Origin of the sequence: Streptomyces collinus, from assembly GCF_031348265.1 — a bacterium.
In the GTDB taxonomy this organism is placed as follows: domain Bacteria; phylum Actinomycetota; class Actinomycetes; order Streptomycetales; family Streptomycetaceae; genus Streptomyces; species Streptomyces collinus.
Genome location: NZ_CP133771.1, coordinates 7,293,439 through 7,318,915 on the forward strand (window position 1 = coordinate 7,293,439; position 25,477 = coordinate 7,318,915).

A 25,477-nucleotide genomic window follows, 5' to 3' on the forward strand; every position below is an offset into this window, starting at 1 on the left:
CCGGTCACCGCACTTCGAGGAGCAGCCATGGCCCCGACCGACGGTCCCGTCCCGTCACCTCCCGCCGGAGGAGACGGGGGACCGGGGCGCTTGCTGAGCACGGAAGAACAAGCCGAGTACGAACGGCTGCGCCGTCACGCAGGGGTCCGTCACCGCCGGCTGCGCTACTCGGGCGCCGGTGTGCTGCTCGTCCTGGCCCTGCTGCTGGCTCCGCTGTCGGTCGCCGCCGCCTGGGTGGACGACCAGGTCTCGGACACGGGCCGGTACGTGCAGACCGTGGCACCGCTCGCCTCGGACCCGGCGGTCCAGGACGTGGTGACCGACCGGCTGACCGCGCGCGTGGTGGCGGAGGTGGACGTCGAGGCGGTGACGGAGGCGCTCGCGACGACCTTGGCGGACGCCGGGGCACCGCCCCGTGTGGTGGAGGCCTCCGAGTCCCTCACGGAGCCCTTGCGCTCCGCTGTCCGCGACGTCGTGGACCGGACCATCAGCCGCGTCGTGACCAGCGATGTCTTCGCGCAGGCGTGGGAGGGCGCCAACCGGCGCGCGCACGCGGCCGTGGTGAGCATGCTCACCGGAGAGCGCGAAGGCGCGCTCCGCGCCGAGGGCGACACCGTGCAACTCGACCTCGGGCAGGTGGTCGACGAGGTACGGCAGCGTCTCGTCGACGCGGGCTTCGAGAAGGCCGCGGCCATCCCGGACACCGAGCGGACCATCACGCTCTTCCAGGCCGAGGAACTGAGCAAGGCCCAGGACGGGATGCGGCTGCTGAACATCATGGGCGCCTGGCTGCCCGTGCTGACCGTCGCCCTGGCCGCCCTCGCTGTGTGGGCCGCTCCCCGGCACCGGCTGATGCTGCTGGTCACGGCTGTGGGCGTCGGCGTGATGATGGCCGTGCTGCTGGTGGCACTCGCCCTGCTGCGGCGGGCCTACCTGGACGCCGTGCCGAGCGCGACCCTGCCGCCCGACGCCGCCGCGGCGATCTACGACACCTTCGTCCGCTTCCTGCGCGACAGCACCCGCACCCTTCTGGTCGTCGCCGTGATCACCGCGCTGGCCGCGTACCTCTACGGCCCCGGGCGCGGGGCCCGGGCCGTACGGAACATCGCCCGCCGGGGCACCTCGGCCGCCGGCCGGAGCCTGTCCCGCGCCGGGATGCGCACCGGGTCCGCCGGCCTCGCCCTGGCCGAGCACCGCTCGTGGACCACCGGCATCGTCATCGGCGCGGGCGTCCTGGCCCTCGTCCTGTGGAACCACCCCACGGTCGGCGCGGTCGCGCTCGTGGCAGGCCTGGTCGTCGTCGTACTGATCGTCCTGGAGACGCTCGCCGCCGCCGCGCAGCACCCGGCCGCGACGGGAACCGGCCCGGCCGCGGCGCCATGAGTCATGTCCGGCACCTCGGCCCCGACTCCACCGTCCCGCAGGTCGAGGGGCGAGCGGATCTCGTCGCGCCTGAGGTGGGGCCCCGCGGCGCGGCTGCTGCCCAGGCTGGCCGCGCTCAACATCGTGGAAGGGGCGGTCCGGCTGGCCGCCCAGGCCTTCCTCGCCGCGCTTCCGCTGCTGATGACGGTGGCGGCGTTCGCACCCGACGGCGTGCAGGACATGCTGGCCGACGCACTGCAGAAGGTCGTCGGGGTCGAGGGCGACACGCTGCAGGAGGTGCGCCGCGCCTTCGAGGCGACCGGACCCGCCGGGAACACGGCCGGGGCCGTGGGCGTGCTCGTCACACTCGCCTCGGCGACCGCCTTCAGCCGGGCGCTCCAGGCGGTGTGCCGGCGGTGCTGGAACCTGCCCCGGCTCCCGCTGCGGGCGGCGGCCTGGCGCTGGCCGCTGTGGCTGGTGGTCTGGCTCGTCTACCTGCTCCTCCAGGCGCCGATACGCAGCGGCTTCGGCGCGGGCCCGGTTCTCGGAGCGGTGCTGTCCCTGCTGGGGGCGACGCTGCTGTGGTGGTGGTCGCAGCACCTGCTGCTGAGTGCCAGGGTCGGCTGGAGCGAGCTGCTGCCGGGAGCGGTCCTGGCGGGGACGGGGACGGTCGTGCTCAGCTGGGCGGCCCGCCTGCTGATGCCCGCGGCCATGGACCGCAGCCTGGAGGAGTTCGGCCTGCTGGGGCCGGTGTTCACCTTCCTGTCGTGGCTGATCGCGGTCTTCCTGGTGGCCGTCTCGGGGCTGGCGCTCGGCGAGACGGTGGCCACGTCCGGCTGGTACCGCAGGGCGCTCGGCACCCGCCGCCTGCCACGCGGCGGCCGCACGATCACCCGCTCCGGGTGAGGCGGCCCGGTCCGGGCCGCGAGCACGCTGAGGACGGCATGAAACGGCTGCCGGGCGGGGAGCCCGGGACGGAGGAGTGACATGAGTGCGCAGACCTATCTGGCGTACGACTTTCCGCTGCTGAGCGCCTTCTGGGCGATGCTGTGGTTCTTCCTGTGGATCATGTGGTTCGTCCTGCTCTTCCGGGTCGTCTTCGACATCTTCCGCGACGACTCCCTGAGCGGCTGGGCCAAGACGGGCTGGATGGTGTTCTGCATCGTCCTCCCCTTCCTCGGGGTGTTCGTCTACGTCATCGCCCGAGGCAAGAACATGGGCCGCAGGGAGATCGCACACGCCCGTGAGCAGCAGGAGGCCATGGACAGCTACATCCGGGAGACCGCCAGGGGCGGCGACGACCGGCCCAGCAGGGTCGACGAACTGACCAGGCTGTCCGAGATCCGCGCCCGCGGTGACATCACGGACGAGGAGTTCCGCAAGGCCAAGGACCTGGTCCTGAGCGGGTCCGGCCCGTCGGCATCCTCGCCGCACGCCACCTCCACCTCCGGTCGCTGACGGCGCCGGACGCACCCGAAACGAGGCAGCAGATGACCGCCACACACCCTACGCACGGACACAGGACGGCGAAGCACGGCCTGGCCACCGGCATGATGGTCTTCGCGGCCGTCATGCTCATGATCGCCGGGATCCTCGCCGTGATGCGCGGCATCGCGGCCATCGCCGAGGACGAGGTCTTCGTCTCGACCCCCAACTACGTCTTCGCGTTCGACCTCACCGGCTGGGGCTGGATCCACCTCATCCTGGGCGTGGTCGCCGTTCTCGTCAGCATGGGCCTGTTCCAGGGGTCGGGCTGGGCACGGGTCGCCGGCGTGGGCATCGCCGGACTCGTCATCATCGCCAACTTCCTCTCCCTGCCGGCCTACCCGGTCTGGTCCGTGGTCATGATCGCGATGTCCGCGTTCATCATCTGGGCCCTGTGCACCCCACGCAGGGGTGACGCCTGAGCCGTCACGGCTCAGGCCCGCGTGCGGACCAGCAGCAGGGCCACGTCGTCGTCCGGTTCCGGACTCAGCGCGCTGAGCAGACTGTCGCTCGCGCGCTGCAGGCTGGGCCCCGCGTTCCCGAGCAGGCGGGTCAGCGTGTCGAGGCCGGTGTCGATCGGCTCCGCGCGGTTCTCGACCAGCCCGTCCGTGTAGAGGGCGAGCAGGGAGCCCGGGGCGAGGTCGACCTCCACCGTGCCGAACTCCACGCCGCCGACCCCGAGCGGCACGCCGCCCGGCACATCGAGGAGCTTCGCGCTGCCGTCCGCCCCGGCGAGCACCGGCGGCAGATGCCCGGCGCTGGACAGCTCGCAGGTGCCGCGCCCCAGGTCGCACACCGCGTACACGCACGTCGCGATCGCGTCACCGAGCGAGCCGGCGATGTCGTCCAGGTGGCGCAGCAGCTCGGCCGGCGGCAGGTCCAGCCGCGCCAGCGCCCGCGTCGCGGTGCTCAGCTGTCCCATGATCGCCGCGGCCTGGACGCCCTTGCCCATGACGTCCCCGACGACCAGCCCGGTGCGCCCCGGGCCCAGCGGCAGGACGTCGTACCAGTCGCCGCCGACCTCGCTGAGGGCCGGGCGGTAGCGGGCGGCGATGTCCAGCCCCTCCCGCTCGGCGGGGGTGCTGGGCAGCAGGCTGCGCTGAAGGGTCAGGGCGGTGCCGCGCTCGCGGCCGTAGAGGCGGGCGTTGTCGATGCAGATCGCGGCCCGGGCGGCGAGTTCGGAGGCGAGCACCTGGTCCCGGTCGTCGAAGGGCCGCTCGTTGACCGTGCGGTACAGCGAGAGCGTGCCGAGCACCTTGCCCCGGGCCACCAGCGGCAGCGCCAGGTAGGAGTGGGCACCGGCCTCGTGCAGGGCCTGGGCGGCCCGTGAGTCCCGGGCCAGACGCCGCAGCATCTTGCCGTCCACGCGCTCGATCAGGACCGGGCGGGCGCTGCGCACGCACTGCGTGATGACCCGCGACGAGCCGTACGTGGCCAGCTCGCCCACCGGGTCGGCGGCGTGGATGGCGTCGGTGGGGTAGCCGGCCGCGACGGCCAGCGCCCGGAACTCGGCCGGGGCTCCGCCCGACACGGGCGTGATGGTGCCGCTGGCCACGACCGACTCCAGGACGTCCACGGCGGCCAGGTCCGCGAGATGCGGCACGACCACGCCGGCCAGCTCCCGGGCGGTCTGCTGGAGGTCCAGCGTGGTGCCGATCTTCATGCCCGCGTCGGCGATCACCGACAGGTGCTGGCGCGCCTGCGCGACCTCCGCCGCGGCCTGCTGGCGCTCGGTCACGTCCAGCACGGCCATCGCCAGCCCGAGCACCCGGCCGTCGGTGTCCTCGATGCGGTGGTACGACTCCGAGTAGGCGCGGTCCTGGAGATCCGCCGCCGTCCGCCCGACGGTCTGCTGGTCGAGCAGGGGTCTGCCGGTCTCCAGGACATGCCGCATCCGGGCCTCGATGGCCGCCACGTCCAGATCCGGCAGCACCTCACCCACCCGGCGCCCCAGCACGGCCTCCTCGGGCACACCGTTGATCCGCTCCAGAGCGGGATTGACCCCGACCCAGCGCAGGTCGTTGTCGAAGACGGCGATGCCGAGCGGGGTCTGGTTGACGAGGCTGTGCGAGAGGGCGAGGTCGCGCTCCACCTGCCGTACGGTCGTCGCGTCCGTGGCGAGTCCCAGCAGGTGGGGCTGCCCGTCGGGGTCGAGGAGGCGCATCGTACGGAACTCCACGGCGCGTTCCGTGCCGTCGCGGTGCCGCAGCGGGAAGACACCGGCCCACCGGGCCCCCGTGCTGACCTGGGCGAAGAGCTCCCTGCCGCGGGACCGGTTCTCGGGGGAGACCAGAAGGGTGTCGGCGCGCTGCCGCAGGGCCTCCGCCGCGGTCCAGCCGAGCAGTTGCTCGATCTCGGGGCTCCACAGCGCGATGTGCCCGCCCGCGTCCAGGACCACGGCCGCGACCTTCAGCAGATCCAGCAGCCCGCCGGGCGCGGCCGTGACGGCGTCGCGGTCCGACGTCGCATACCCGTTCATGCGAGCCGCTCCTTCCGGCGCGGCAAAGGTACCGCCATGATCTGGTGCTCTGGCTGTCCGATGAGGTCACATTACGGTCGGAGGAGCGGCACTGTCGCGCCGAAATGACAAAAAACCGCGGGTGGGTGCTCGTGACGGGAGGGAGCGGGATCGTGGCGGACTGGATACTGCGGGAGAGCCTGGTCACCGGGTCGGGGACCGTGCGCTGGGACCGGCTCGGCGACCCCGGCGGAGAGCCGGTGGTGCTGCTGCACGGGACGCCCTTCTCCTCGTACGTGTGGCACGAGATCGCGCCCGCCCTCGCCGCCGCCGGGTACCGCGTGCACGTGTGGGACATGGCGGGGTACGGCTCCTCCGGCATGCACGCCGGCCAGGACGTCTCACTCGGCGCCCAGGGCCGGATCTTCGCCGAGCTGCTCGCGCACTGGGGCCTTCAGGAGCCGGCGGTCGTCGCGCACGACTTCGGGGGGTGCGTGGCCCTGCGCGCCCATCTGCTGCACGGGGCCCGCTACCGGCGGCTCGCGCTGGTCGACCCGGTGGCGCTGAAGCCCTGGGGCTCCCCCTTCTTCCGGCTGGTCGGGGAGCACAGCGGGGTCTTCGAGCAGCTCCCGGCGGCACTGCACGAGGCCCTGGTGCGCGAGTACGTCTCCTCCGCGAGCCACCTCGGCCTGCGTCCCGCCACCCTCGACGCCCTGGTCGGGCCCTGGACGGGGGAGGAGGGCCAGGGGGCCTTCTACCGGCAGATCGCGCAGGCCGACCAGCGCTACACCGACGAGATCCAGCCGCTCTACCCGACGATCGACCTGCCCGTCACGGTGTGCTGGGGCACCGAGGACACCTGGATCCCGTTCGCCAGGGGGCAGGAACTCGCCGGCCTGATCCCGGGAGCCCGGCTGGTGCCCGTCCCGCAGGCCGGTCATCTCGTCCCGCTGGACGCGCCCGCCCGGCTGACGGGCGAGCTTCTCACCTTCCTCATGGCCTGAGGACCGTATGCGCTGAGGGCCGTGCGGCCTGAGGACCGTGCGGCCTGAGGACCGTATGCGCTGAAGACCGTGCGGCCTGACGGCCGTCTGACCCCGGGGAACCATCAGGACCGCACAAAGTCCGACGGGATCATTGCTTCGTTTGTGTTCGAGTCCTAGGGTGTGCCTGCTCAGCAGTTGCTCCGTCACCGTCAGTTGCACGGATCCCAACAGAAACACCCATCAGGGGTGGGCCGTTGGCGCTCCCATCTGACATGCCCTCAGTCCGTGCAGCACCCTGTCGAACCGAGGAAGGCCACGGTCATGCCGCACCCCCACTCGCACCCTTCTCCCGCCGACCGGCCGGTCGTCAGCCGCCGCCGACTGCTGGAGGGGGGAGCCGCCGTGCTCGGCGCGCTCGCCCTGTCCGCGTCGCCCGCGGCGGCGCACGCGGCCGGCCGGCGCCCCGCGGCGGACGGTCCGCCCGAGTGGAACGACGGCCTGAGCGTGTACCGGGTGGGCACCGAGGCGCCGCACACCACCCTCATGCCCTACGCGGACCTCGGAGAGGCCCTGAAGGGCGACCGCGAGCGTTCGCCGTACCGGCTGAGCCTCGACGGCACCTGGAAGTTCGCCTACGTGGACCGCCCCGACGACCGGGACAAGGACTTCTACGGCACCGACGTCGACGACTCCGGCTGGGACACCATCCCGGTGCCCTCGGCCTGGCAGCTGCACGGCTACGACGTCCCGATCTACGTCAACATCACCTACCCCTGGTGGGGTCCCAACGGCCGCGGCGAGGAGGCCCAGCCGCCGGCCGCCCCGACCCGCTACAACCCCGTCGGCCAGTACCGCCGCACCTTCACCGTGCCCCGCAACTGGCGTGGCCGGCGCACCTTCCTGCACTTCGAGGGCGTCAAGTCCGCCCACTACGTGTGGATCAACGGCGAGCTGGTGGGCTACCACGAGGACTCCTACACCTCCGCCGAGTACGACATCACCCCCCACCTCAAGCCGGGCACCAACCAGATCGCCGTGGAGGTGTACCGCTACTCCGACGCGGAGTGGCTGGAGGACCAGGACATGATCCGGCTGAGCGGCATCTTCCGCTCGGTCCACCTGTACTCCACGCCCAGCGTGCACCTGCGCGACTTCAAGCTGGACACCCCGCTCGGCGACGACTACACCTCCGCCGAGCTCAAGGTCACCGCGCACGTACGCGACTACGGCGGCAAGGGCGGGGGCCGCTACACCGTCGAGACCCAGCTCTACGACCCCCGTGGCCACGCGGTCTGGCCCCGGCCCCTGAACCGTTCCGCCGACGTCCCCGACGGTGACGAGGCGACGGTCGAGGCGTCCAGAGCCGTCCCCGCGCCGAAGCTGTGGTCGGCCGAGCACCCCAACCTCTACACCGCCGTGCTCCGCCTGCGCGACCCCGCGGGCAAGGTGGTCGAGACCCTCTCGCACCGGGTCGGCCTGCGCGAGTTCGCGCTGAAGGACGGCCTGATGCGCATCAACGGCCAGCCCGTCTCCTTCCGCGGCACCAACCGGCACGAGATGCATCCCGTCACCGGCTCGGCGCTCACCCGCGCGCAGATGGTCGAGGACATCGGGATCATCAAGCGCCTCAACATCAACAGCGTCCGCACCTCGCACTACCCCAACAGCCCGCTGTGGCTCGAACTCGCCGACGAGTACGGCCTGTACCTCGTCGACGAGACCAACCTGGAGACCCACGGCATCCGCGACAGGTTCCCGGGAAGCGGCCACCCCGAGTGGACCGAGGCCTGCGTGGTCCGCGCCCAGAACATGGTCCACCGCGACAAGAACCACGCCTCCGTGGTCATCTGGTCCCTCGGCAACGAGGCGGGCGGCGGCACCACCTTCAACGCCATGCACGACTGGATCCGCTCCTACGACCCCACCCGCGTCATCCAGTACGAGGGCGACGACCGCCCGGGCATCAGCGACATCCGCTCCGAGATGTACGACAGCCCCCAACGGGTCGAGCAGCGCGCCAAGGACACGAGCGACACCCGGCCGTACGTGATGATCGAGTACTCCCACGGCATGGGCAACTCCAACGGCAACTTCAAGAAGTACTGGGACATCGTCCGCCGCTACGACGTCCTCCAGGGCGGCTGGATCTGGGACTTCGTCGACCAGGCCCTGAGCTGGCCCACCCCCACGCGCAAGCTGCTCACCGAGTCCGGCCCGGGCGCGCTGCGCGGCGAGGTCATGGCACCCGCGGGCACCTTCGACCGAGCCAAGGGCGTCTCGGGCGGCACCGTCTTCCCCCGCGACCCCCGCCTCGACCTCACCGGCTCCCTGACCCTGGAGGCCTGGGTCACCCCGGACTTCACCGGCGGCCATCAGCCCGTCATCGCCAAGGGCGACACCCAGTACGCCCTCAAACAGACCGACAAGAACCTGGAGTTCTTCATCCACGGCGGCGGCCAGTGGGTCACCGCGAGCTGGACCCTGCCCGACGGCTGGACCGGCAGGGAGCACCACATCGCCGGCGTCTTCGACGCGGACGCGGGGACACTCACCCTGTACGTCGACGGCCAGGTGCGCGGCACCCGGACCACCACCCGACGCCCCGGCGTCAACACCGCGTCCCTGTCACTCGCCACCGACATCGACAACCCGACCCGGGAGTTCAGCGGCACCATCCGCCGCGCCCGCGTCTACGCCCGCGCCCTGAGCGCCACCGAACTGGCCTCGGACACCCGCAAGCCCGACGACGAGGGCGTGCGCTTCTGGTTCGACGCTGCCACCGCCGGCCTCACCGAGAAGCGCCCACGCGACAAGACCTTCTACGCGTACGGCGGCGACTGGGGCGACAACCCCAACGACGGTGCCTTCGCCGGCGACGGCATCGTCCTGCCCGATCGCAATCTCACCGGCAAGTCCGCCGAGGTCAAGCAGATCTACCAGGCCATCGGCGTTGCTCAGGCCGCGGGCGGCCCCGGCGCCGTCACGCTCACCAACGAGTACCTGTTCACCAACCTCAGGGATTTCGAGGGCCGTTGGTCCCTGGTCGCCGACGGCAAGGTCGTCCAGCGCGGCCGGCTGACCCGCGACCAGCTGAACGTCGCCCCGCTGAGCAGCAAGGACATCAAGGTCCCGGTGCGGCTCCCGGCGAAGCCCGAACCCGGCACGGAGTACTTCCTCCAGCTCTCCTTCACCACCAGGGAAGCCACCCCCTGGGCCGGGGCCGGCTTCGAGGTGGCCAAGCAGCAGCTCGAACTCGACGCGGACAGCCCGGCCGTGCAGCCCGCGCCGCTGCGTACCGTGCCCGCCCTCACCCACACCGACGGGGACAGGACCGTCACCGTGAAGGGCAAGGGCTTCGCCGTCACCGTCGACAAGAGCACCGGAACCATCACCTCCTACGAGGCGGGCGGCACCCGGCTCATCACCTCAGGGCCCGTCCCGAACTTCTGGCGGGCGCCCACCGACAACGACCGCGGCAACGGCCAGCACACCCGCAACCAGACGTGGCGCGACGCCGGAGCGAAGCGGAAGGTGACCGACGTACGGGTGCGGCCCCTGGACGACCGGGCCGTCGAGGTCACCGTCACCGGCACGCTGCCCACCGGCACGGAGTCCACGTACAGCACGACGTACACGGTCTTCGGCAACGGCGAGATCAAGGTCGACAACACCCTGCACCCGGGGGCGGCGAACCTGCCGTACATCCCGGAGGTCGGCACCCTGCTGTTCCTGCCGCGGGGCCTGGACCGGCTGCACTACTACGGCCGGGGCCCCGAGGAGAACATGTGGGACCGCAGCAACGCCACCGACGTGGGCCTGTACTCCGGCACCGTCTCCGGGCAGTGGACCCCGTACCTGCGCCCCCAGGAGAACGGCAACAAGACCGACGTCCGCTGGGCGGCGCTGACCGACGGCAGGGGCCGCGGACTGCTCGTGTCCGGTGAGCCGCTGCTGGAGGTCAACGCCTCGCACTTCACCCCCGAGGACCTGTCCGTCGGCGCCCGCCACGACTACCAGCTCACCCCCCGGGACGCGGTGGTCCTGCGGCTCAACCACCGCCAGATGGGCGTGGGCGGCGACAACAGCTGGGGCGCGCACACGCACGACGAGTTCAAGCTGCTCGCGGGCCGCGACTACGCGTACACCTACCGGCTGCGTCCGCTCACGCGCGTGAGCGAGGCGATGGAGGCCTCGCGACGGCCCACCGCCACCGCGTAGCCAGGGGTCGGCGGCGCCGCCTCAGTCGGCGGCGTCGCTGATGCCCAGCCGCAGGTGCTCCACGTGATACACGGCCTGGTCGAGCAGCTCGGCGACATGGTGGTCGTGCAGCGCGTACACCACCGAACGGCCCCGCCGCTCGCCCACGACCAGGCCCAGATTGCGCAGCAGCCGCAGCTGGTGCGAGCAGGCCGACTGCTCCATGCCCACCTCGGCGGCCAACTCCGTGGCCGGCAGCGGGCCTTCACGCAGCCGCGCCAGGATCAGCAGCCGGGAGGGCGTGGACAGGGCCTGGAGCGTGGTGGCGACCTTCGCGACGTTGTCCGCGTCCAGGCGTACGCGCTCGCCGGCGTCCTGCACGGGGGTGACGGCTCCATGACCCATGACGTCATCCTAGCGGCCCCACGCGAACACATGAATGAATCTTCATCTGTGCCCGTGGGGCGGTGCCGGGCGGGCACGTCGATGTCGGATTCTCGCCAGCCCCGCACCGCCCGGTGCCGGATGCTGGACCCATGCAGATGGGGATGCACACCGACACCGAGCGCTGCGTGCGCGCCGTCCGGTCGAAGGACGCACGCTTCGACGGCTGGTTCTTCACGGCCGTCCTGACCACCGGCATCTACTGCCGTCCCAGCTGCCCGGTGGTGCCGCCCAAGCCGCAGAACATGGTCTTCCACCCGAGCGCGGCGGCCTGTCAGCAGGCCGGGTTCCGGGCCTGCAAACGCTGCCGGCCCGACACCAGCCCCGGCTCCCCGGAGTGGAACCAGCGCGCCGACCTGGTGGCCCGCGCCATGCGGCTGATCGCCGACGGGGTCGTGGACCGCGAGGGCGTGCCCGGCCTCGCCGGCCGGCTCGGCTACAGCACCCGGCAGGTCGAGCGGCAGCTCCTCGCGGAGCTGGGCGCGGGCCCGCTCGCGCTCGCCCGCGCGCAGCGCGCCCAGACGGCCCGGCTGCTCATCGAGACGACCGCCCTGCCCATGGCGCAGATCGCCTTCGCCGCGGGCTTCGCCTCGATCCGGACCTTCAACGACACGGTCCGCGAGGTCTTCGCCCTGGCCCCGAGCGAGCTGCGCGCCCGCGCCCCGAAGCGGCAGGGCACGAGCACACCCGGGGCGCTGTCCCTGCGCCTGCCGTTCCGCGCCCCGCTCAACCCCGACAACCTCTTCGGCCACCTCGCCGCGACGGCCGTACCCGGCGTGGAGGAGTGGCGCGACGGCTCCTACCGCCGCACGCTGCGCCTCCCGTACGGTCACGGCATCGTGGCCCTCACCCCCAACCCGGACCACATCGCCTGCTGCCTCACCCTCAGCGACCTGCGCGATCTGACCGTCGCCATCAGCCGCTGCCGCCGCCTGCTCGACCTGGACGCCGACCCCGTCGCCATCGACGACCAGCTCCGCACGGATCCGGTCCTCGCGCCCCTGGTCGACAAGGCGCCCGGCCGGCGCGTGCCACGCACGGTCGACGAGGCCGAGTTCGCCGTCCGGGCCGTGCTCGGCCAGCAGGTCTCCACCGCCGCCGCCCGCACCCACGCGGCCCGTCTGGTCACCGCGTACGGTGACCCGGTCGAGGACCCCGAGGGAGGCCTCACCCACCTCTTCCCGGCCCCAGAGGCCCTCGCGGCGCTCGACCCCGGGACGCTGGCGATGCCGCGCACCCGCCGCACGACCTTCACCACCCTGGTCCGGGCCCTCGCCGACGGCGACCTCCACCTCGGAGTGGAGAGCGACTGGCCCCGCACCCGCGAGCGGCTCCTCGCCCTGCCCGGCTTCGGCCCCTGGACGGTGGACGTCATCGCCATGCGCGCGCTCGGCGACCCGGACGCCTTCCTCCCCACCGACCTCGGCATCCGCCGCGCGGCCCGGGAACTGGGTCTGCCGTCCACTCCCGCCGCGCTCACCGCACGCGCCGGGGCCTGGCGCCCCTGGCGGGCCTACGCGGTCCAGTACCTGTGGGCGACCGACAGCCACCCGATCAACTTCCTTCCGGTATAGGGACGTCAAGATGAAGCAGCACACCGTGACCGACAGCCCGTACGGCCCTCTCACCCTCGTCGCCGACGACGGTGTCCTGTGCGGCCTGTACATGACCGAACAGCGCCACCGGCCGCCCGAGGAGACCTTCGGCACCCGCGACGACACCCTCTTCGCCGAGGCGGAGGAGCAGCTGAAGGCCTACTTCGCGGGCGACCTGGAGGAGTTCACGGTCGAACTGCGCATGCATGGCACCCCGTTCCAGCGCACCGTCTGGGACGCGCTGCGCCGCATCCCGTACGGCGAGACCCGTACCTACGGCCAGCTGGCCGGCATCCTCGGAACCCCCACCGCCTCCCGCGCGGTCGGCCTCGCCAACGGCCGCAATCCCATCGGCATCATCGTGCCGTGCCATCGGGTGATCGGGGCGAACGGGGGCCTGACGGGGTACGGCGGCGGCCTGGAGCGCAAGCAGCGCCTGCTGGACTTCGAACGCGGAGCCTCACTCTTCTGACGCCGCGACCCGCCTCCCACGGCTCGTCAAATTTGACTAGAATGGCGTCATGCCGGAGAAGACGATCCCGATCCTGCCCTGCCGGACCCTCCAGCCCGTCCTGGACTTCTACACCGCCCTCGGATTCGAGGTGACGTACCAGCAGCGCAGCCCCAACCCGTACGCGGTCGTGGAACGCGGCGGCATCGAGCTGCAGTTCTTCGCCATGAAGCAGTACGAGCCGGCCGCGTCGTTCAGCACCTGCTACGTCCTGACCGACGACGTCGACGGCCTCTACCGGGCGTTCCGGGCCGGGCTCAGGAAGACGTACGGCAGGATCCCCACCCGGGGGCTCCCGCGGGTCGGGCCGCTCAAGGACATGGCGTACGGCGTGCGGCAGTTCCTCGTGACCGACCCCGGGGGCAACTGCGTCCGCGTCGGGCAGCGCACCGGCGGGGAGCGGCACCACGGGCCCGCCCCCGAGGAGACGTTCGCGCGGGCCCTGCACTTCGCGTCCCTCCTGGCGGACTCCAAGGGGGACCCGGCGGGCGCCGCCAAGGTCGTCGACCGGGTGCTGGGCCTGACGGACGAGACACCGACGCGCGTCCAGCTGCTTCAGCTCCTCGTCCTGCGCGCGGACGTCGCGGCACGGCTCGACGACGAGGAGGCGACCGCCACCGCCCTCGCCAGGGCCGCCGCGCTCGACCTCACCGCGGCCGAGCGCGAGCAGGGCCGCGACGCGCTCACCCGCCTGGCGGACCTGCGGGGCTCGCTGCGGCCGTGAGGCCACGCAGCAGCTCCGGCAGCGCCGTGCCGATGGGATCGCGGACGATCTCGTCGGCACGGTCGTCGTACGGCGTCGGCTCGGCGTTGACGATGATCAGCCGGGCACCGTGGTCGGCGGCGACACCGGCCAGGCCGGCCGCCGGCTGCACCTGGAGGCTCGTGCCGACGGCGACGAAGATCTGGCACCCCTTGCTGACGGCGGCCGCCTGGCCGAGGACGACGGGGTCGAGCCGCTCGCCGAACATCACCGTCGCCGGCTTCAGGATCCCGCCGCACTCCAGGCACGGCGGGTCCTTCTCACCGGCCTCCACCCGGGCCAGCGCGTCGGCCATCGGGCCCCGGGCGTGGCAGCCCGTGCAGACGAAACTCCGCGCCGAGCCGTGCAGTTCGAGCACCTTGCGGGCCGGCATCCCGGCGAGCTGGTGCAGCCCGTCCACGTTCTGCGTGATCACCCGCACCGGCACCCCGGACCGCTCCAGCTCCGCCACCGCCCGGTGCGCGGCGTTGGGCTCGGCCCGCAGCGCCCCCGTCTCGCGCCGCATCAGCCAGGAGCGGCGGCGGATCTCGGCATCGCCCATGTAGTACTCGTACGTGACGAGCTTCTCGGCCTCGGGATCCCGGCGCCACAGCCCGTTCGGCCCGCGGTAGTCCGGGATGCCCGAGTCCGTGCTGATGCCGGCACCGGTGAGCAGGGCGACGAGGGGCTTGGCCATGGCACCGAGGGTAGGCGGGGCCATGGGGCGGCAGCGAACGGATATCCGACCGAACCCCGAGGGGTGAGGGGGGAGCGGCCGGGGCCGGTCAGAACACCCGGCGGCCGTCCTCCAGCTCCGCCGTGCCCGACCCGTCCGCCAGGACGTCGAGGGCGGCCAGGACACGGCCGCCGAGGGCGCCCCGCAGATACCCGCTCAGCTCATCGCGCGGAACCAGCCGCCAGGACAGCAGCTCCTCCTCCTGGAGGCGGATCGCCTTGAACTCGTCCTCGCCCAGCACCCCGCCGTCGTACAGGTACGCCACCACCGGCGGGCGGCCCGTGCCGTGCACCCAGTCCACCGCCAGCAGCCGTCCGGGCTCCCGGTCCAGGCCGATCTCCTCGGCCGTCTCGCGCCGCGCACCCTGCCGCGGGGTCTCGCCGTCGTCGGACTCGACGGTTCCGCCGGGCAGCACCCAGCCCTCCCGGTAGCTGGGCTCGACGAGCAGCACACGGCCCTCGCCGTCCCGGAACAGCACGGCGGCACCGGCCAGGACGCGGGGCAGGGAGGCGATGTAGGCGGCGTAGTCAGGAGAGGAGGTCATCGGTGCAGGGTAACGACCGCGTCCCGCCTCATCTCCGGCGGTCAGGCCGCGGGCTCCGCCAGCCGCAGCGTCCGTTCCGCCAGTTCGCTGATCCGCACCCCGTCGAAGCCGAACACCGCGCTGCGGACCGTGTCCTCCAGCGGGGCCGTCCACTGGCCGGGGATGGCCCTCGCCCCGCCGAACACACCGGCCACCGAACCCGCCGTCGCGCCGTTGGAGTCGGTGTCCAGGCCCCCGCGGACGGTCAGGGCGATGGTGCGGGTGAAGTCACCGTCCCCGTAGAGCAGACCGGCGGTGAGGACGGCCGCGTTCGGGACGGTGTGGATCCACCCCATGCCGCTGGTCTCTTCGGCGACTGTGGTGAGCGTGTCCTCCCAGGACATCCGGGTGTCGTGCAGGGAGACCACCCGGCGTACCGTGCGGGCGAGGCGGCTGCTCGCCGGGATCACGGCCAGGGCCTCGTCGACGGCGTGCCGCACGGTGAGCGAGGTGAACGCCGCCGCGATCAGCGCCGCCGCCCACATCGCCCCGTAGACCCCGTTCCCGGTGTGCGACAGCACCGCGTCCCGCCGGGCGAGCTGGGCCGCGCGGCGCGGGACGCCCGGGCAGGTCCAGCCGAAGATGTCCGCGCGGATGAGGGCGCCGATCCACTCCTGGTAGGGGTTGTCGTACGTCGCCGTCAGCGGCGGCTTCAGCCCGTTGGCGAGGTTGCGGTACGCGGCTCGCTCGGCGGTGAACGTCTGCAGAAGCGGCAGCCGCAGCAGCCACAGGTCCCCGACCTGCTCGGTGCTGAAGCCGAAGCCGTGGGTCTCCAGCAGGTCGAGGCCGAGGATCGCGTAGTCGACGTCGTCGTCACGGCAGCTGCCATGGATGCGGCCGCGGACGCACTGGCGCCATTCCGGCCGCAGCTCGAAGCCCTCGTGCTCGCTGATCGGCTCGGGCAGGTAGTCGGTGAGGGGGAGAGCGCCGGCCTGTCTGAGGTACCGGTCGATGCGGTCGCGGGTCCACACCTCGCCCTGCTCGACCGGTTTGCCGAGCATGTTGCCCGCGATGCGGCCCTGCCAGCCGCCGAGGATGCGGTCGGAGAGCGCCGTTCCGGTGTCGACGAGGGTCATGATTGAGGTCTACCCGTTTCCGGGCGGCGCTTGCGGCCCCGCGCCCCCGACGGACGTCGGTCCAGGGGGTGGGCACAGGCTGACGGGCGGCGGCTCCGCCGGTTAAGGTCACAGCGGCGCGACTGGCCTTGACGTGCGTGAGGGCCCGGAGAGCAAGGGGAGTGCAAGTGGCGGACGCTGCAGTGAGCGACACCCGGAAGGCACAGCGGGTGCTCGTCGCCGCGGACAAGTTCAAGGGGTCGCTGACGGCCGTGGAGGTCGCCGAGCGGATCACGGCCGGGCTGCGCCGGGTCCTGCCGGACCTGGAGGTCGAGGCGCTTCCGGTGGCCGACGGCGGCGACGGGACCGTGGCCGCGGCGGTCGCGGCCGGGTTCCAGCGCCGGGAGGTCCGGGTCGCCGGCCCCCTCGGCGACGAGGTGACGGCGGCGTTCGCGCTGCGCGAGGGAACCGCGGTCGTGGAGATGGCCGAGGCGAGCGGGCTGCAGCGGCTGCCCGCCGGGGTCTTCGCCCCGCTCACGGCGTCCACGTACGGCTCCGGCGAGCTGCTGCGGGCCGCGCTGGACGCGGGCGCCCGCACGATCGTCTTCGGAGTCGGCGGCAGCGCCACCACCGATGGCGGCGCAGGGATGCTGTCGGCGCTGGGCGCCCGGTTCCTGGACGCCGCAGGGGAGCCGGTGCCACCGGGCGGCGGCGGACTCGCCGAGCTGGCCACCGCCGACCTGTCGGGACTCGACCCGCGCCTGGCGGAGATCGAGCTGGTGCTCGCGAGCGACGTCGACAACCCGCTGACCGGCCCGAAGGGCGCACCCGCGGTCTACGGCCCGCAGAAGGGCGCCTCGCCCGAGGACGTGGCGGCCCTGGACAGCGCCCTCGCGCACTTCGCGAAGGTGCTCCAGGGGCCGGCCGGTGCGAAGGCCGCCGAGTACGCGGCGTCGCCGGGCGCGGGAGCGGCGGGCGGCATCGGCTACGGCGCCCTGCTGCTCGGCGCCCGGTTCCGCCCCGGCATCGAGGTCATGCTCGACGTCCTGGGCTTCGCACCCGCCCTGGACCGCGCGGACCTGGTCATCACCGGCGAGGGCTCCCTCGACGAGCAGACCCTGCACGGCAAGGCCCCGGCGGGTGTCGCCGCCGCGGCCCGCGCCGCGGACAAGGACGTCGTGGCGGTCTGCGGACGCCTCGCCCTGCCGCCCCAGACCCTGGGCCGCGCAGGTTTCCGCCGGGCCTACCCCCTGACGGACGCCGAGCCGGACGTGGCGAAGTGCATCGCCGAGGCGGGCCCGATCCTGGAACGGGTCGCGGAACGCATCGCCAGGGACTTCCTGACCTGACCCGGGCGGATCCCGCCGCCGCAGACACGAAGAAGGCCCCGAGCTCTCAGCTCGGGGCCTTTCATCGTCGTACGGTCGCTACGGAAGCTGCGCCGCCCGTGCCTCGCGGCGGTTGTCGCGGAAGTTGTTCACCCGGCGAGCCGTGGCGAACAGCGGAATCACCGCTCCCGTGACCAGCTGGAGCGCGCACCCCGTCTGCAGGAGGAGCTGACCGCCCGGCGCGCCGAAGGCCCAGGCCGCCAGCAGACCCATGGACAGGACGATCCAGATCAGCATCGCCACCGCGAGCCAGCCGCGCGGCTTCGGGTACTCGACCCGGCTCACCATCAGCCACGCCGTCCCCACGATGGCCAGCAGCGTGGCCTCGAACGGCAGCTCCAGCAGCACGATCGCGACCACCGTCAGCGCACCGAACGGCGAGGGCATGCCCTGGAACGTGCCGTCCTTCACCGTCACGCACGAGAACCGCGCGAGCCGCAGCACCACCGCCAGCAGCACCACGATCGCCCCGACCGCCGCCACCCGCTGGTGGGCGTCGTTCGCGACCATGCCGTAGACGAGGACGAAGTACGCCGGTGCCAGGCCGAAGCTGATCAGGTCGGACAGGTTGTCCAGCTCGGCGCCCATGGGGGAGGAGCGCAGCTTGCGCGCCACCAGGCCGTCGAAGAGGTCGAAGACCGCCGCGCAGAGCATGAGGATGACCGCCGTGGCCGCGCTGTGGCGGGCCATGCCGGTCTCCTGGCTGCCCGTGAGGTGCGGGATCAGGATGCCGGTGGTGGTGAAGTACACCGCCATGAAGCCGCACGTGGCGTTGCCGAGGGTCAGGGTGTCCGCTATCGACAGGCGGAGGGAGAGGGGCATCTCCTCTTCCTCGTCGACCTCGTCGGCCTCCGGGACCCAGCCGGCCTTGGTATCGGGATCAATCACGGTCAATGCGAGTCACCCCAGCCACCGTCTTCTGACCGACCTCGACCGCGACCTCCACGCCCTCGGGCAGGTACAGGTCGACACGCGAGCCGAAGCGGATCAGGCCGATCCGCTCGCCCTGCTCCACCTTGGTGCCCTGGGGCAGGTAGGGGACGATGCGGCGGGCGACCGCGCCGGCGATCTGGATCATCTCGATGTCGCCGAGCTCGGTGTCGAAGTGCCAGACGACCCGCTCGTTGTTCTCGCTCTCCTTGTTGAAGGCGGGAACGAAGCCACCGGGGATGTGCTCGACCGACGTCACCGTGCCGGCCAGCGGCGCGCGGTTGACGTGGACGTTGAGCGGGCTCATGAAGATCGCGACGCGGGTGCGGCCGTCCTTCCACGGCATGATGCTCTGCACCACACCGTCGGCGGGCGAGATGACCCGGCCCTGGGTGATCTCGCGCTCGGGGTCGCGGAAGAACCACAGCATTCCCGCCGCGAGCGCGGTGGCGGGAACGGCGACGGCCTTGGCCGCGCCGGAGCGGCGGGCCCGGGCCAGGCTGAGGGCTGCGGTGGCGACGGTCGGAAGGAGCCACGGCGATGCTCCGCGCGCGAGGCGTACGCCGGCCCGGCTGTCGCGAGATGCAGAGGTTTGGCTGTGGGGCATGGATGACCTTCGTAGCGGAGATGATGCCGCACTCTGACGGGGGACGGCGGCTTTCCGGCGATCGTAGCGGCTCGGGGCCGTAACTGGGTAAGCCAGGCAGCCGAGTCGGCGGCAGAAGAGTGTTGACGGGGTGTGATCTTCTTCTCCAAGAAAACACCCCGTATCCGGACATCTAGCCCTGGAACCGATACTCTTCGAGCAGCCGCCTGCCGATGATCATTTTCTGGATCTCGGCGGTACCTTCACCGATGAGCAGCATCGGAGCCTCGCGGTAGAGGCGCTCGATCTCGTACTCCTTGGAGAAGCCGTAGCCCCCGTGGATACGGAAGGCATCTTCCACGACCTCCTTGCAGTACTCGGAGGCGAGGTACTTCGCCATCCCGGCCTCCAGGTCGTTTCGCTCCCCGGAGTCCTTTTTGCGTGCTGCGTTCACCATCATCGCATGGGCGGCCTCGACCTTGGTAGCCATCTCGGCCAGCTTGAACTGGATCGCCTGGTGCTGGGCGATCGCCTTCCCGAAGGTGTGACGCTGCTGCGCGTACTGGACCCCCAGTTCGAACGCACGCTGAGCGACGCCGCAGCCACGCGCCGCCACGTTGACGCGGCCGACCTCCACGCCGTCCATCATCTGGTAGAAACCACGGCCGGTGACCCCGCCGAGCACCCGATCCGCAGGAATCCGCAGGCCATCCATGATGAGCTCGGTGGTGTCGACCCCCTTGTACCCCATCTTGTCGATCTTGCCGGGGATCGTGAGGCCGGGCCGGACCTCGCCGAAACCGGGCTCCTTCTCGACGAGGAAGGTCGTCATCGACTTGTGGGGCGCGGTACCCTCGGGGTGACCTTCGTCACTCTTGACCAGAACGGCCACCAGAGACGACGTTCCACCGTTCGTCAGCCACATCTTCTGGCCGTTGAGGACGTACTCCTCGCCGTCCTTCACCGCCTTCGACGAGATCGCCGACACGTCGGAGCCGAGCGCCGGCTCCGACATCGAGAAGGCGCCCCGGATGTCGCCGGCCGCCATCCTCGGCAGGAAGTGGTCCTTCTGCTCCTGCGTGCCGTGCTGCTTGAGCATGTACGCCACGATGAAGTGCGTGTTGATGATGCCGGACACCGACATCCACCCGCGGGCGATCTCCTCCACGCACAGCGCGTAGGTCAGGAGCGACTCGCCCAGACCCCCGTACTCCTCGGGGATCATCAGGCCGAACAGGCCCAACTCCTTCAGTCCGTCGACGATCTGCTGCGGGTACTCGTCGCGGTGCTCCAGCTCCGTGGCGACCGGAATGATCTCCTTGTCCACGAAGTCCCGGACGGTGGACAGGATCTCCTGCTGGATGTCCGTCAGACCGGCGGTCTGGGCGAGTCGCGCCATGACTACTTCTCCTGCTCTCGCAGCTCCGGGCGGCCGGGCTGCTCGCCGCCGCGCTCCTTGATGTACGTCTCGGTCGGCACCATCACCTTGCGGCGGAACACGCAGACCAGCGTGCCGTCCTGCTTGTAGCCCTTGGTCTCGACGTAGACGATGCCGCGGTCGTTCTTCGACTTGGACGGCCACTTGTCGAGCACGGTCGTCTGGCCGTAGATCGTGTCGCCGTGGAAGGTCGGCGCCACGTGCTTGAGCGACTCGATCTCCAGGTTGGCGATCGCCTTGCCGGAGATGTCCGGCACGCTCATGCCGAGCAGCAGCGAGTAGATGTAGTTGCCGACGACGACGTTCTTGCCGAAGTCCGTCGTCTTCTCCGCATAGTTGGTGTCCATGTGGAGCGGGTGGTGGTTCATGGTGAGGAGACAGAACAGGTGGTCGTCGTACTCCGTGACCGTCTTGCCCGGCCAGTGCTTGTACGTCGCCCCGACCTCGAACTCCTCGTAGGTGCGTCCGAACTGCATCGCGCTCAGCCCTCCGGGATCTCGAACTTGCTGGTGCGCTGCATGCCGGCGGCGCGGCCCTTGCCGGAGATGACCAGGGCCATCTTGCGGCTGGCCTCGTCGATCATCTCGTCGCCGAGCATCGCCGAGCCCTTCTTGCCGCCCGCCTCGGACGTGTAGTAGTCGTACGCGTCCAGGATCAGCTCGGCGTGGTCGTAGTCCTCCTGCGACGGCGAGAAGATCTCGTTGGACGCCTCGACCTGGCCCGGGTGCAGCACCCACTTGCCGTCGAAGCCGAGCGCGGCGGCGCGCTGGGCGACCTCGCGGTAGCCGTCGATGTTGCGGATCTGGAGGTAGGGGCCGTCGATCGCCTGGAGGTTGTTGGCGCGGGCGGCCATCAGGATCTTCATCAGGATGTAGTGGTAGGCGTCCGCCGGGTAGCCGGGCGGCTGCTCGCCCACGACCAGCGACTTCATGTTGATCGACGCCATGAAGTCGGCCGGGCCGAAGATGATCGTCTCGACGCGCTGGGAGGCCGTCGCGATCTCGTTGACGTTGTTCAGGCCCTGGGCGTTCTCGATCTGCGCCTCGATGCCGATCTTGCCGACCTCGAAGCCCATCGTCTTCTCGATCTGGGTGAGGAGGAGGTCGAGAGCGACGATCTGCTCGGCCGTCTGCACCTTCGGCAGCATGATGCAGTCGAGGTTCTGGCCGGCACCCTCGACGACCGTGACGACGTCGCGGTACGTCCACTCCGTGGTCCAGTCGTTGACGCGCACGACCCGCGTCTTGCCCGTCCAGTCGCCCTCGTTCAGGAACTTCACGATGGTGTGCCGCGCCTCGGGCTTGGCGAGCGGGGCGCACGCGTCCTCCAGGTCGAGGAAGACCTGGTCCGCCGGGAGGCCCTGCGCCTTCTCCAGGAAGCGGGGATTGCTTCCCGGCACCGCGAGACACGAGCGGCGGGGACGCAGACGGTTGACGGTCATGCGGGGACCTCCAGGGGGTCGAGCTTGTTCGCTTTCCGGATCTCGTCGACGATGCGGCCGATGATTCCGGTGATGTCGAAGTCCTTCGGGGTGAAGACCGCGGCCACTCCGGCTGCCCTGAGCTGCTCGGCATCACCGTTCGGGATGATGCCACCGGCGATCACCGGTATATCTGTGGCACCGGCCACACGGAGCCGTTCGAGGACGTCCGGCACCAATTGGGCGTGCGAGCCGGACAGGATGGACAGGCCGACCGCGTGCACGTCCTCGGCGAGGGCCGCGTCCACGATCTGCTCGGGCGTCAGCCGAATGCCCTGGTAGACCACCTCGAAGCCGGCGTCGCGCGCGCGGACCGCGATCTGCTCGGCGCCGTTGGAGTGCCCGTCCAGGCCCGGCTTGCCGACCAGGAAGCGCAGCTTGCCCACGTTCAGGTCCTTGGCCGTGAGGTCGACCTTGCGGCGGACCACGGCGAGCGCGCTGCCCTCCTCGACCGGAACGGCCACCGGCGCCGAAGAGACGCCCGTGGGCGCCCGGAACTCGCCGAACACCTCGCGCAGGGCCCCGGCCCACTCGCCGGTCGTCGCCCCGGCCCGGGCGCACTCCAGGGTGGCCTCCATGAGGTTCTCGTTGCCGCGCGCGGCCTCCTTCAGCCGCTCCAGGGCCTTGCAGGGCCGCGGGTGGTTGAACGGCGGCTGGTAGCGGCTGTCGCGCCACTGCTGGAGCCCGGCGATGACCCGGGCCTCGACCGCCGGGTCCACCGTCTGGATCGCGGTGTCCAGGTCGGCGGTCAGCGGGTTCGGCTCGGTGCCCTCGAAGATGTTGACGCCGATGATCTTCTCCTGGCCGGACTCGATCCGGCCCCGGCGCTCGGCGTGCGAGGAGACCAGCTGCGACTTGAGGTAGCCGGACTCGACGGCCGCCATCGCGCCGCCCATCTCCTGGATGCGGTCGATCTCGGCGAACGACTCCTCGACCAGCCGTTCCACCTTCGCCTCGATCACCTTCGAGCCCTCGAAGATGTCCTCGTACTCCAGCAGGTCGCTCTCGTACGCCAGCACCTGCTGGATGCGCAGCGACCACTGCTGGTCCCAGGGGCGGGGGAGGCCCAGGGCCTCGTTCCAGGCGGGGAGCTGCACGGCACGCGCGCGGGCGTCCTTGGAGAGGGTGACGGCCAGCATCTCCAGCACGATCCGCTGGACGTTGTTCTCCGGCTGCGCCTCCGTCAGACCCAGGGAGTTCACCTGGACGCCGTAGCGGAAGCGGCGCTGCTTGGCGTTCTCGATGCCGTACCGCTCACGGGTGATGCGGTCCCAGATGCGGCCGAACGCCCGCATCTTGCACATCTCCTCGACGAAGCGGACGCCCGCGTTCACGAAGAACGAGATGCGCGCGACGACATCGCCCATGCGCTCCTGCGGCACCTGGCCGGAGTCGCGCACGGCGTCGAGGACGGCGATCGCGGTGGACATCGCGTACGCGATCTCCTGGACCGGCGTGGCGCCCGCCTCCTGCAGGTGGTAGCTGCAGATGTTGATCGGGTTCCACTTCGGGATGTGGGAGACCGTGTACGCGATCATGTCCGTCGTCAGACGGAGGCTCGGCCCCGGCGGGAAGACGTGCGTCCCGCGGGACAGGTACTCCTTGACGATGTCGTTCTGGGTCGTGCCCTGGAGCTTGGTGATGTCCGCGCCCTGCTCCTCGGCGACGACCTGGTAGAGCGCCAGCAGCCACATGGCGGTGGCGTTGATCGTCATCGAGGTGTTCATCTGCTCCAGGGGGATGTCCTGGAACAGCCGGCGCATGTCACCGACGTGCGCGATCGGCACGCCGACCCGGCCGACCTCGCCGCGGGCGAGGATGTGGTCGGAGTCGTAGCCGGTCTGCGTCGGCAGGTCGAACGCCACCGACAGACCCGTCTGGCCCTTGGCGAGGTTGCGCCGGTACAGCTCGTTGGACGCCTCGGCCGTGGAGTGACCGGCGTACGTGCGCATGAGCCACGGCCGGTCCTTCTCCCGCACGCCTTCGGCGGGCTGACGCTCAGTCATTGATGACCTCGGCTGTCTCAGATGTTCCGGAAGCGGTTGATGGCGTCGATGTGCTTGGCGCGCTTCTCGTGGTCGCGCACGCCCAGGCCCTCCTCGGGGGCCATGCACAGCACGCCGACCTTGCCCTGGTGCAGGTTGCGGTGCACGTCGTAGGCGGCCTGGCCGGTGTCCTCCAGGGAGTACACCTTCGACAGGGTCGGGTGGATCTTGCCCTTCGCGATGAGCCGGTTGGCCTCCCAGGCCTCGCGGTAGTTGGCGAAGTGCGAGCCGATGATCCGCTTCAGCGACATCCACAGGTAGCGGTTGTCGTACTCGTGCATGTAGCCCGAGGTCGAGGCGCAGGTGGTGATGGTGCCGCCCTTGCGGGTGACGTAGACGCTCGCGCCGAAGGTCTCGCGGCCGGGGTGCTCGAAGACGATGTCGATGTCCTCGCCGCCGGTGAACTCGCGGATGCGCTTGCCGAAGCGCTTCCACTCCTTCGGGTCCTGGGTGGTCTCGTCCTTCCAGAACTTGTAGCCCTCGGCGCTGCGGTCGATGATCGCCTCGGCGCCCATCGCGCGGCAGATGTCCGCCTTCTGCTCGCTGGAGACGACACAGATCGGGTTGGCGCCGCCGGCCAGCGCGAACTGGGTGGCGTAGGAGCCGAGCCCGCCGCTCGCGCCCCAGATCAGGACGTTGTCGCCCTGCTTCATGCCGGCGCCGTTGCGGGAGACCAGCTGCCGGTAGGCGGTGGAGTTGACCAGGCCGGGGGCGGCGGCCTCCTCCCAGCTGAGGTGGTCGGGCTTCGGCATCAGCTGGTTGGACTTGACCAGGGCGATCTCGGCGAGGCCGCCGAAGTTGGTCTCGAAGCCCCAGATGCGCTGCTCGGGGTCGAGCATCGTGTCGTTGTGGCCGTCGCTGGACTCCAGCTCGACGGAGAGGCAGTGCGCGACGACCTCGTCGCCGGGCCGCCAGGCGTTGACGCCCGGGCCGGTGCGCAGGACGACGCCCGCCAGGTCGGAGCCGATGATGTGGTACGGCAGGTCGTGGCGCTTGGCCAGCTCGTTGGTGCGGCCGTAGCGCTCCAGGAAGCCGAAGGTGGACAGCGGCTCGAAGATCGACGTCCACACCGAGTTGTAGTTGACCGAGGAGGCCATGACGGCCACCAGCGCCTCGCCCGGGCCGAGCTCGGGCAGCGGCACCTCGTCCAGGTGGATCGACTTGCGGGGGTCCTTGTCGCGTGTGGCGAGTCCGGCGAACATCTCCGTCTCGTCCTTGTGCACGGTGATCGCGCGGTACGACTCGGGGATCTGGAGGGCGGCGAAGTCCTCCGACGTGGAGTCGGGCGACTGGATCGCGGCCAGGATGTCCTTAACGGTCACGGTGTTGCCTCCGGCGGTGAGCGCCCTGAGGGAGGGGCGCCGATGGTTACGTCGGTGCTGCTGAGGGTTGAGGGTGTGCCGTCGGTTCGGCGGTGGTGCTGATCGGCAGCGCTGGGTGGCGCGGGAGGTTGCCT

At 71.2% G+C, this 25,477-nt stretch carries 22 protein-coding genes; 10 read left to right on the plus strand and 12 right to left on the minus strand.

What is annotated here, in order from left to right; translation table 11 throughout:
- The first annotated feature begins 27 nt into the window (after positions 1–27).
- The 4 genes from RFN52_RS32900 (at position 28) to RFN52_RS32915 (ending at position 3,269) form a co-directional block, all read left to right on the plus strand.
- Positions 28–1,383, plus strand: a complete 1,356-nt coding sequence (locus RFN52_RS32900; RefSeq protein ID WP_184851751.1) for a hypothetical protein — start codon at positions 28–30, stop codon at positions 1,381–1,383.
- A 3-nt stretch (positions 1,384–1,386) separates the two neighbouring features.
- On the plus strand, positions 1,387–2,268 hold the full coding sequence (locus RFN52_RS32905) for a YhjD/YihY/BrkB family envelope integrity protein (RefSeq protein WP_184851753.1): 882 nt from the start codon (positions 1,387–1,389) through the stop codon (positions 2,266–2,268).
- Positions 2,269–2,349: 81 nt separating this feature from the next.
- On the plus strand, positions 2,350–2,820 hold the full coding sequence (locus RFN52_RS32910) for an SHOCT domain-containing protein (protein WP_184851755.1): 471 nt from the start codon (positions 2,350–2,352) through the stop codon (positions 2,818–2,820).
- A 32-nt stretch (positions 2,821–2,852) separates the two neighbouring features.
- Positions 2,853–3,269, plus strand: coding sequence for a DUF7144 family membrane protein (locus tag RFN52_RS32915; RefSeq protein WP_184851758.1), 417 nt, complete (start codon positions 2,853–2,855; stop codon positions 3,267–3,269).
- An 11-nt stretch (positions 3,270–3,280) separates the two neighbouring features.
- Here RFN52_RS32915 and RFN52_RS32920 read toward each other — a convergent pair whose 3' ends face one another.
- Entirely contained in the window at positions 3,281–5,326 is a 2,046-nt protein-coding gene (locus RFN52_RS32920) for a SpoIIE family protein phosphatase (RefSeq protein WP_184851760.1), read from the minus strand.
- A 152-nt stretch (positions 5,327–5,478) separates the two neighbouring features.
- On the opposite strand from RFN52_RS32920, the gene RFN52_RS32925 reads away from it, so the two are divergent.
- Positions 5,479–6,309 carry an alpha/beta fold hydrolase gene (locus RFN52_RS32925; RefSeq protein ID WP_184851762.1) on the plus strand — a complete coding sequence of 277 codons (831 nt, stop codon included), beginning with the start codon at positions 5,479–5,481 and terminating at the stop codon, positions 6,307–6,309.
- Positions 6,310–6,612: 303 nt separating this feature from the next.
- Complete coding sequence (locus RFN52_RS32930) at positions 6,613–10,509, plus strand: glycoside hydrolase family 2 TIM barrel-domain containing protein (protein WP_184851764.1); 3,897 nt, start codon at positions 6,613–6,615, stop codon at positions 10,507–10,509.
- A gap of 21 nt (positions 10,510–10,530) precedes the next feature.
- Here the strand turns inward: RFN52_RS32930 and RFN52_RS32935 are convergent, their stop codons facing one another.
- Positions 10,531–10,893: an ArsR/SmtB family transcription factor gene (locus RFN52_RS32935; RefSeq protein WP_033309205.1), complete on the minus strand. Its 363-nt coding sequence runs from the start codon at positions 10,891–10,893 to the stop codon at positions 10,531–10,533.
- Positions 10,894–11,024: 131 nt separating this feature from the next.
- On the opposite strand from RFN52_RS32935, the gene RFN52_RS32940 reads away from it, so the two are divergent.
- Genes RFN52_RS32940 through RFN52_RS32950 form a run of 3 tightly spaced genes read left to right on the plus strand, consistent with a single transcriptional unit; the run spans position 11,025 to position 13,762 of the window.
- The gene (locus RFN52_RS32940) at positions 11,025–12,506 is read left to right on the plus strand and encodes an AlkA N-terminal domain-containing protein (RefSeq protein WP_311241110.1); all 1,482 of its coding nucleotides are present in this window, start codon (positions 11,025–11,027) and stop codon (positions 12,504–12,506) included.
- A 10-nt stretch (positions 12,507–12,516) separates the two neighbouring features.
- Positions 12,517–12,999, plus strand: coding sequence for a methylated-DNA--[protein]-cysteine S-methyltransferase (locus RFN52_RS32945; RefSeq protein WP_184851767.1), 483 nt, complete (start codon positions 12,517–12,519; stop codon positions 12,997–12,999).
- 49 nt (positions 13,000–13,048) lie between these two features.
- Entirely contained in the window at positions 13,049–13,762 is a 714-nt protein-coding gene (locus RFN52_RS32950) for a bleomycin resistance protein (RefSeq protein WP_184851769.1), read from the plus strand.
- Here RFN52_RS32950 and RFN52_RS32955 read toward each other — a convergent pair.
- The 3 genes from RFN52_RS32955 to RFN52_RS32965 all read right to left on the minus strand — a co-directional run bounded on the left by RFN52_RS32955 (position 13,722) and on the right by RFN52_RS32965 (position 16,175).
- Positions 13,722–14,477, minus strand: a complete 756-nt coding sequence (locus RFN52_RS32955; RefSeq protein ID WP_184851786.1) for an SIR2 family NAD-dependent protein deacylase — start codon at positions 14,475–14,477, stop codon at positions 13,722–13,724. The two genes, RFN52_RS32950 and RFN52_RS32955, sit on opposite strands and share 41 nt — an antisense overlap.
- Positions 14,478–14,565: 88 nt before the next feature.
- A complete protein-coding gene (locus RFN52_RS32960; RefSeq protein ID WP_184851789.1) occupies positions 14,566–15,060 on the minus strand; it encodes an NUDIX domain-containing protein in 495 nt (164 codons plus the stop codon).
- 41 nt (positions 15,061–15,101) lie between these two features.
- Positions 15,102–16,175, minus strand: a complete 1,074-nt coding sequence (locus tag RFN52_RS32965) for an ADP-ribosylglycohydrolase family protein (RefSeq protein ID WP_184851790.1) — start codon at positions 16,173–16,175, stop codon at positions 15,102–15,104.
- Between the two features lie 209 nt (positions 16,176–16,384).
- Between RFN52_RS32965 and RFN52_RS32970 the strand changes: the two genes are divergently transcribed.
- Entirely contained in the window at positions 16,385–17,503 is a 1,119-nt protein-coding gene (locus tag RFN52_RS32970) for a glycerate kinase (RefSeq protein ID WP_184854116.1), read from the plus strand.
- A gap of 78 nt (positions 17,504–17,581) precedes the next feature.
- On the opposite strand, the gene pssA is transcribed toward RFN52_RS32970, so the two are convergent.
- From pssA to ccrA, 7 genes are all read right to left on the minus strand, one after another.
- Positions 17,582–18,364 carry a CDP-diacylglycerol--serine O-phosphatidyltransferase gene (pssA, locus tag RFN52_RS32975; RefSeq protein WP_037667928.1) on the minus strand — a complete coding sequence of 261 codons (783 nt, stop codon included), beginning with the start codon at positions 18,362–18,364 and terminating at the stop codon, positions 17,582–17,584.
- Between the two features lie 58 nt (positions 18,365–18,422).
- Positions 18,423–19,079 (minus strand): phosphatidylserine decarboxylase, encoded by a 657-nt coding sequence (locus RFN52_RS32980; protein ID WP_161363078.1) that lies wholly within the window; start codon positions 19,077–19,079, stop codon positions 18,423–18,425.
- Between the two features lie 172 nt (positions 19,080–19,251).
- Positions 19,252–20,457, minus strand: coding sequence for an acyl-CoA dehydrogenase family protein (locus tag RFN52_RS32985; RefSeq protein WP_184851792.1), 1,206 nt, complete (start codon positions 20,455–20,457; stop codon positions 19,252–19,254).
- A gap of 2 nt (positions 20,458–20,459) precedes the next feature.
- Entirely contained in the window at positions 20,460–20,972 is a 513-nt protein-coding gene (locus tag RFN52_RS32990) for a MaoC family dehydratase (RefSeq protein ID WP_030843910.1), read from the minus strand.
- A 5-nt stretch (positions 20,973–20,977) separates the two neighbouring features.
- Positions 20,978–21,937 (minus strand): HpcH/HpaI aldolase/citrate lyase family protein, encoded by a 960-nt coding sequence (locus RFN52_RS32995; protein WP_020119114.1) that lies wholly within the window; start codon positions 21,935–21,937, stop codon positions 20,978–20,980.
- Positions 21,934–23,982 (minus strand): ethylmalonyl-CoA mutase, encoded by a 2,049-nt coding sequence (locus tag RFN52_RS33000; RefSeq protein ID WP_184851794.1) that lies wholly within the window; start codon positions 23,980–23,982, stop codon positions 21,934–21,936. Before RFN52_RS33000 ends, RFN52_RS32995 begins: the two co-directional genes overlap by 4 nt.
- Before the next feature lie 17 nt (positions 23,983–23,999).
- The gene (gene ccrA / locus RFN52_RS33005; protein WP_184851795.1) at positions 24,000–25,343 is read right to left on the minus strand and encodes a crotonyl-CoA carboxylase/reductase; all 1,344 of its coding nucleotides are present in this window, start codon (positions 25,341–25,343) and stop codon (positions 24,000–24,002) included.
- Positions 25,344–25,477 lie beyond the last annotated feature (134 nt).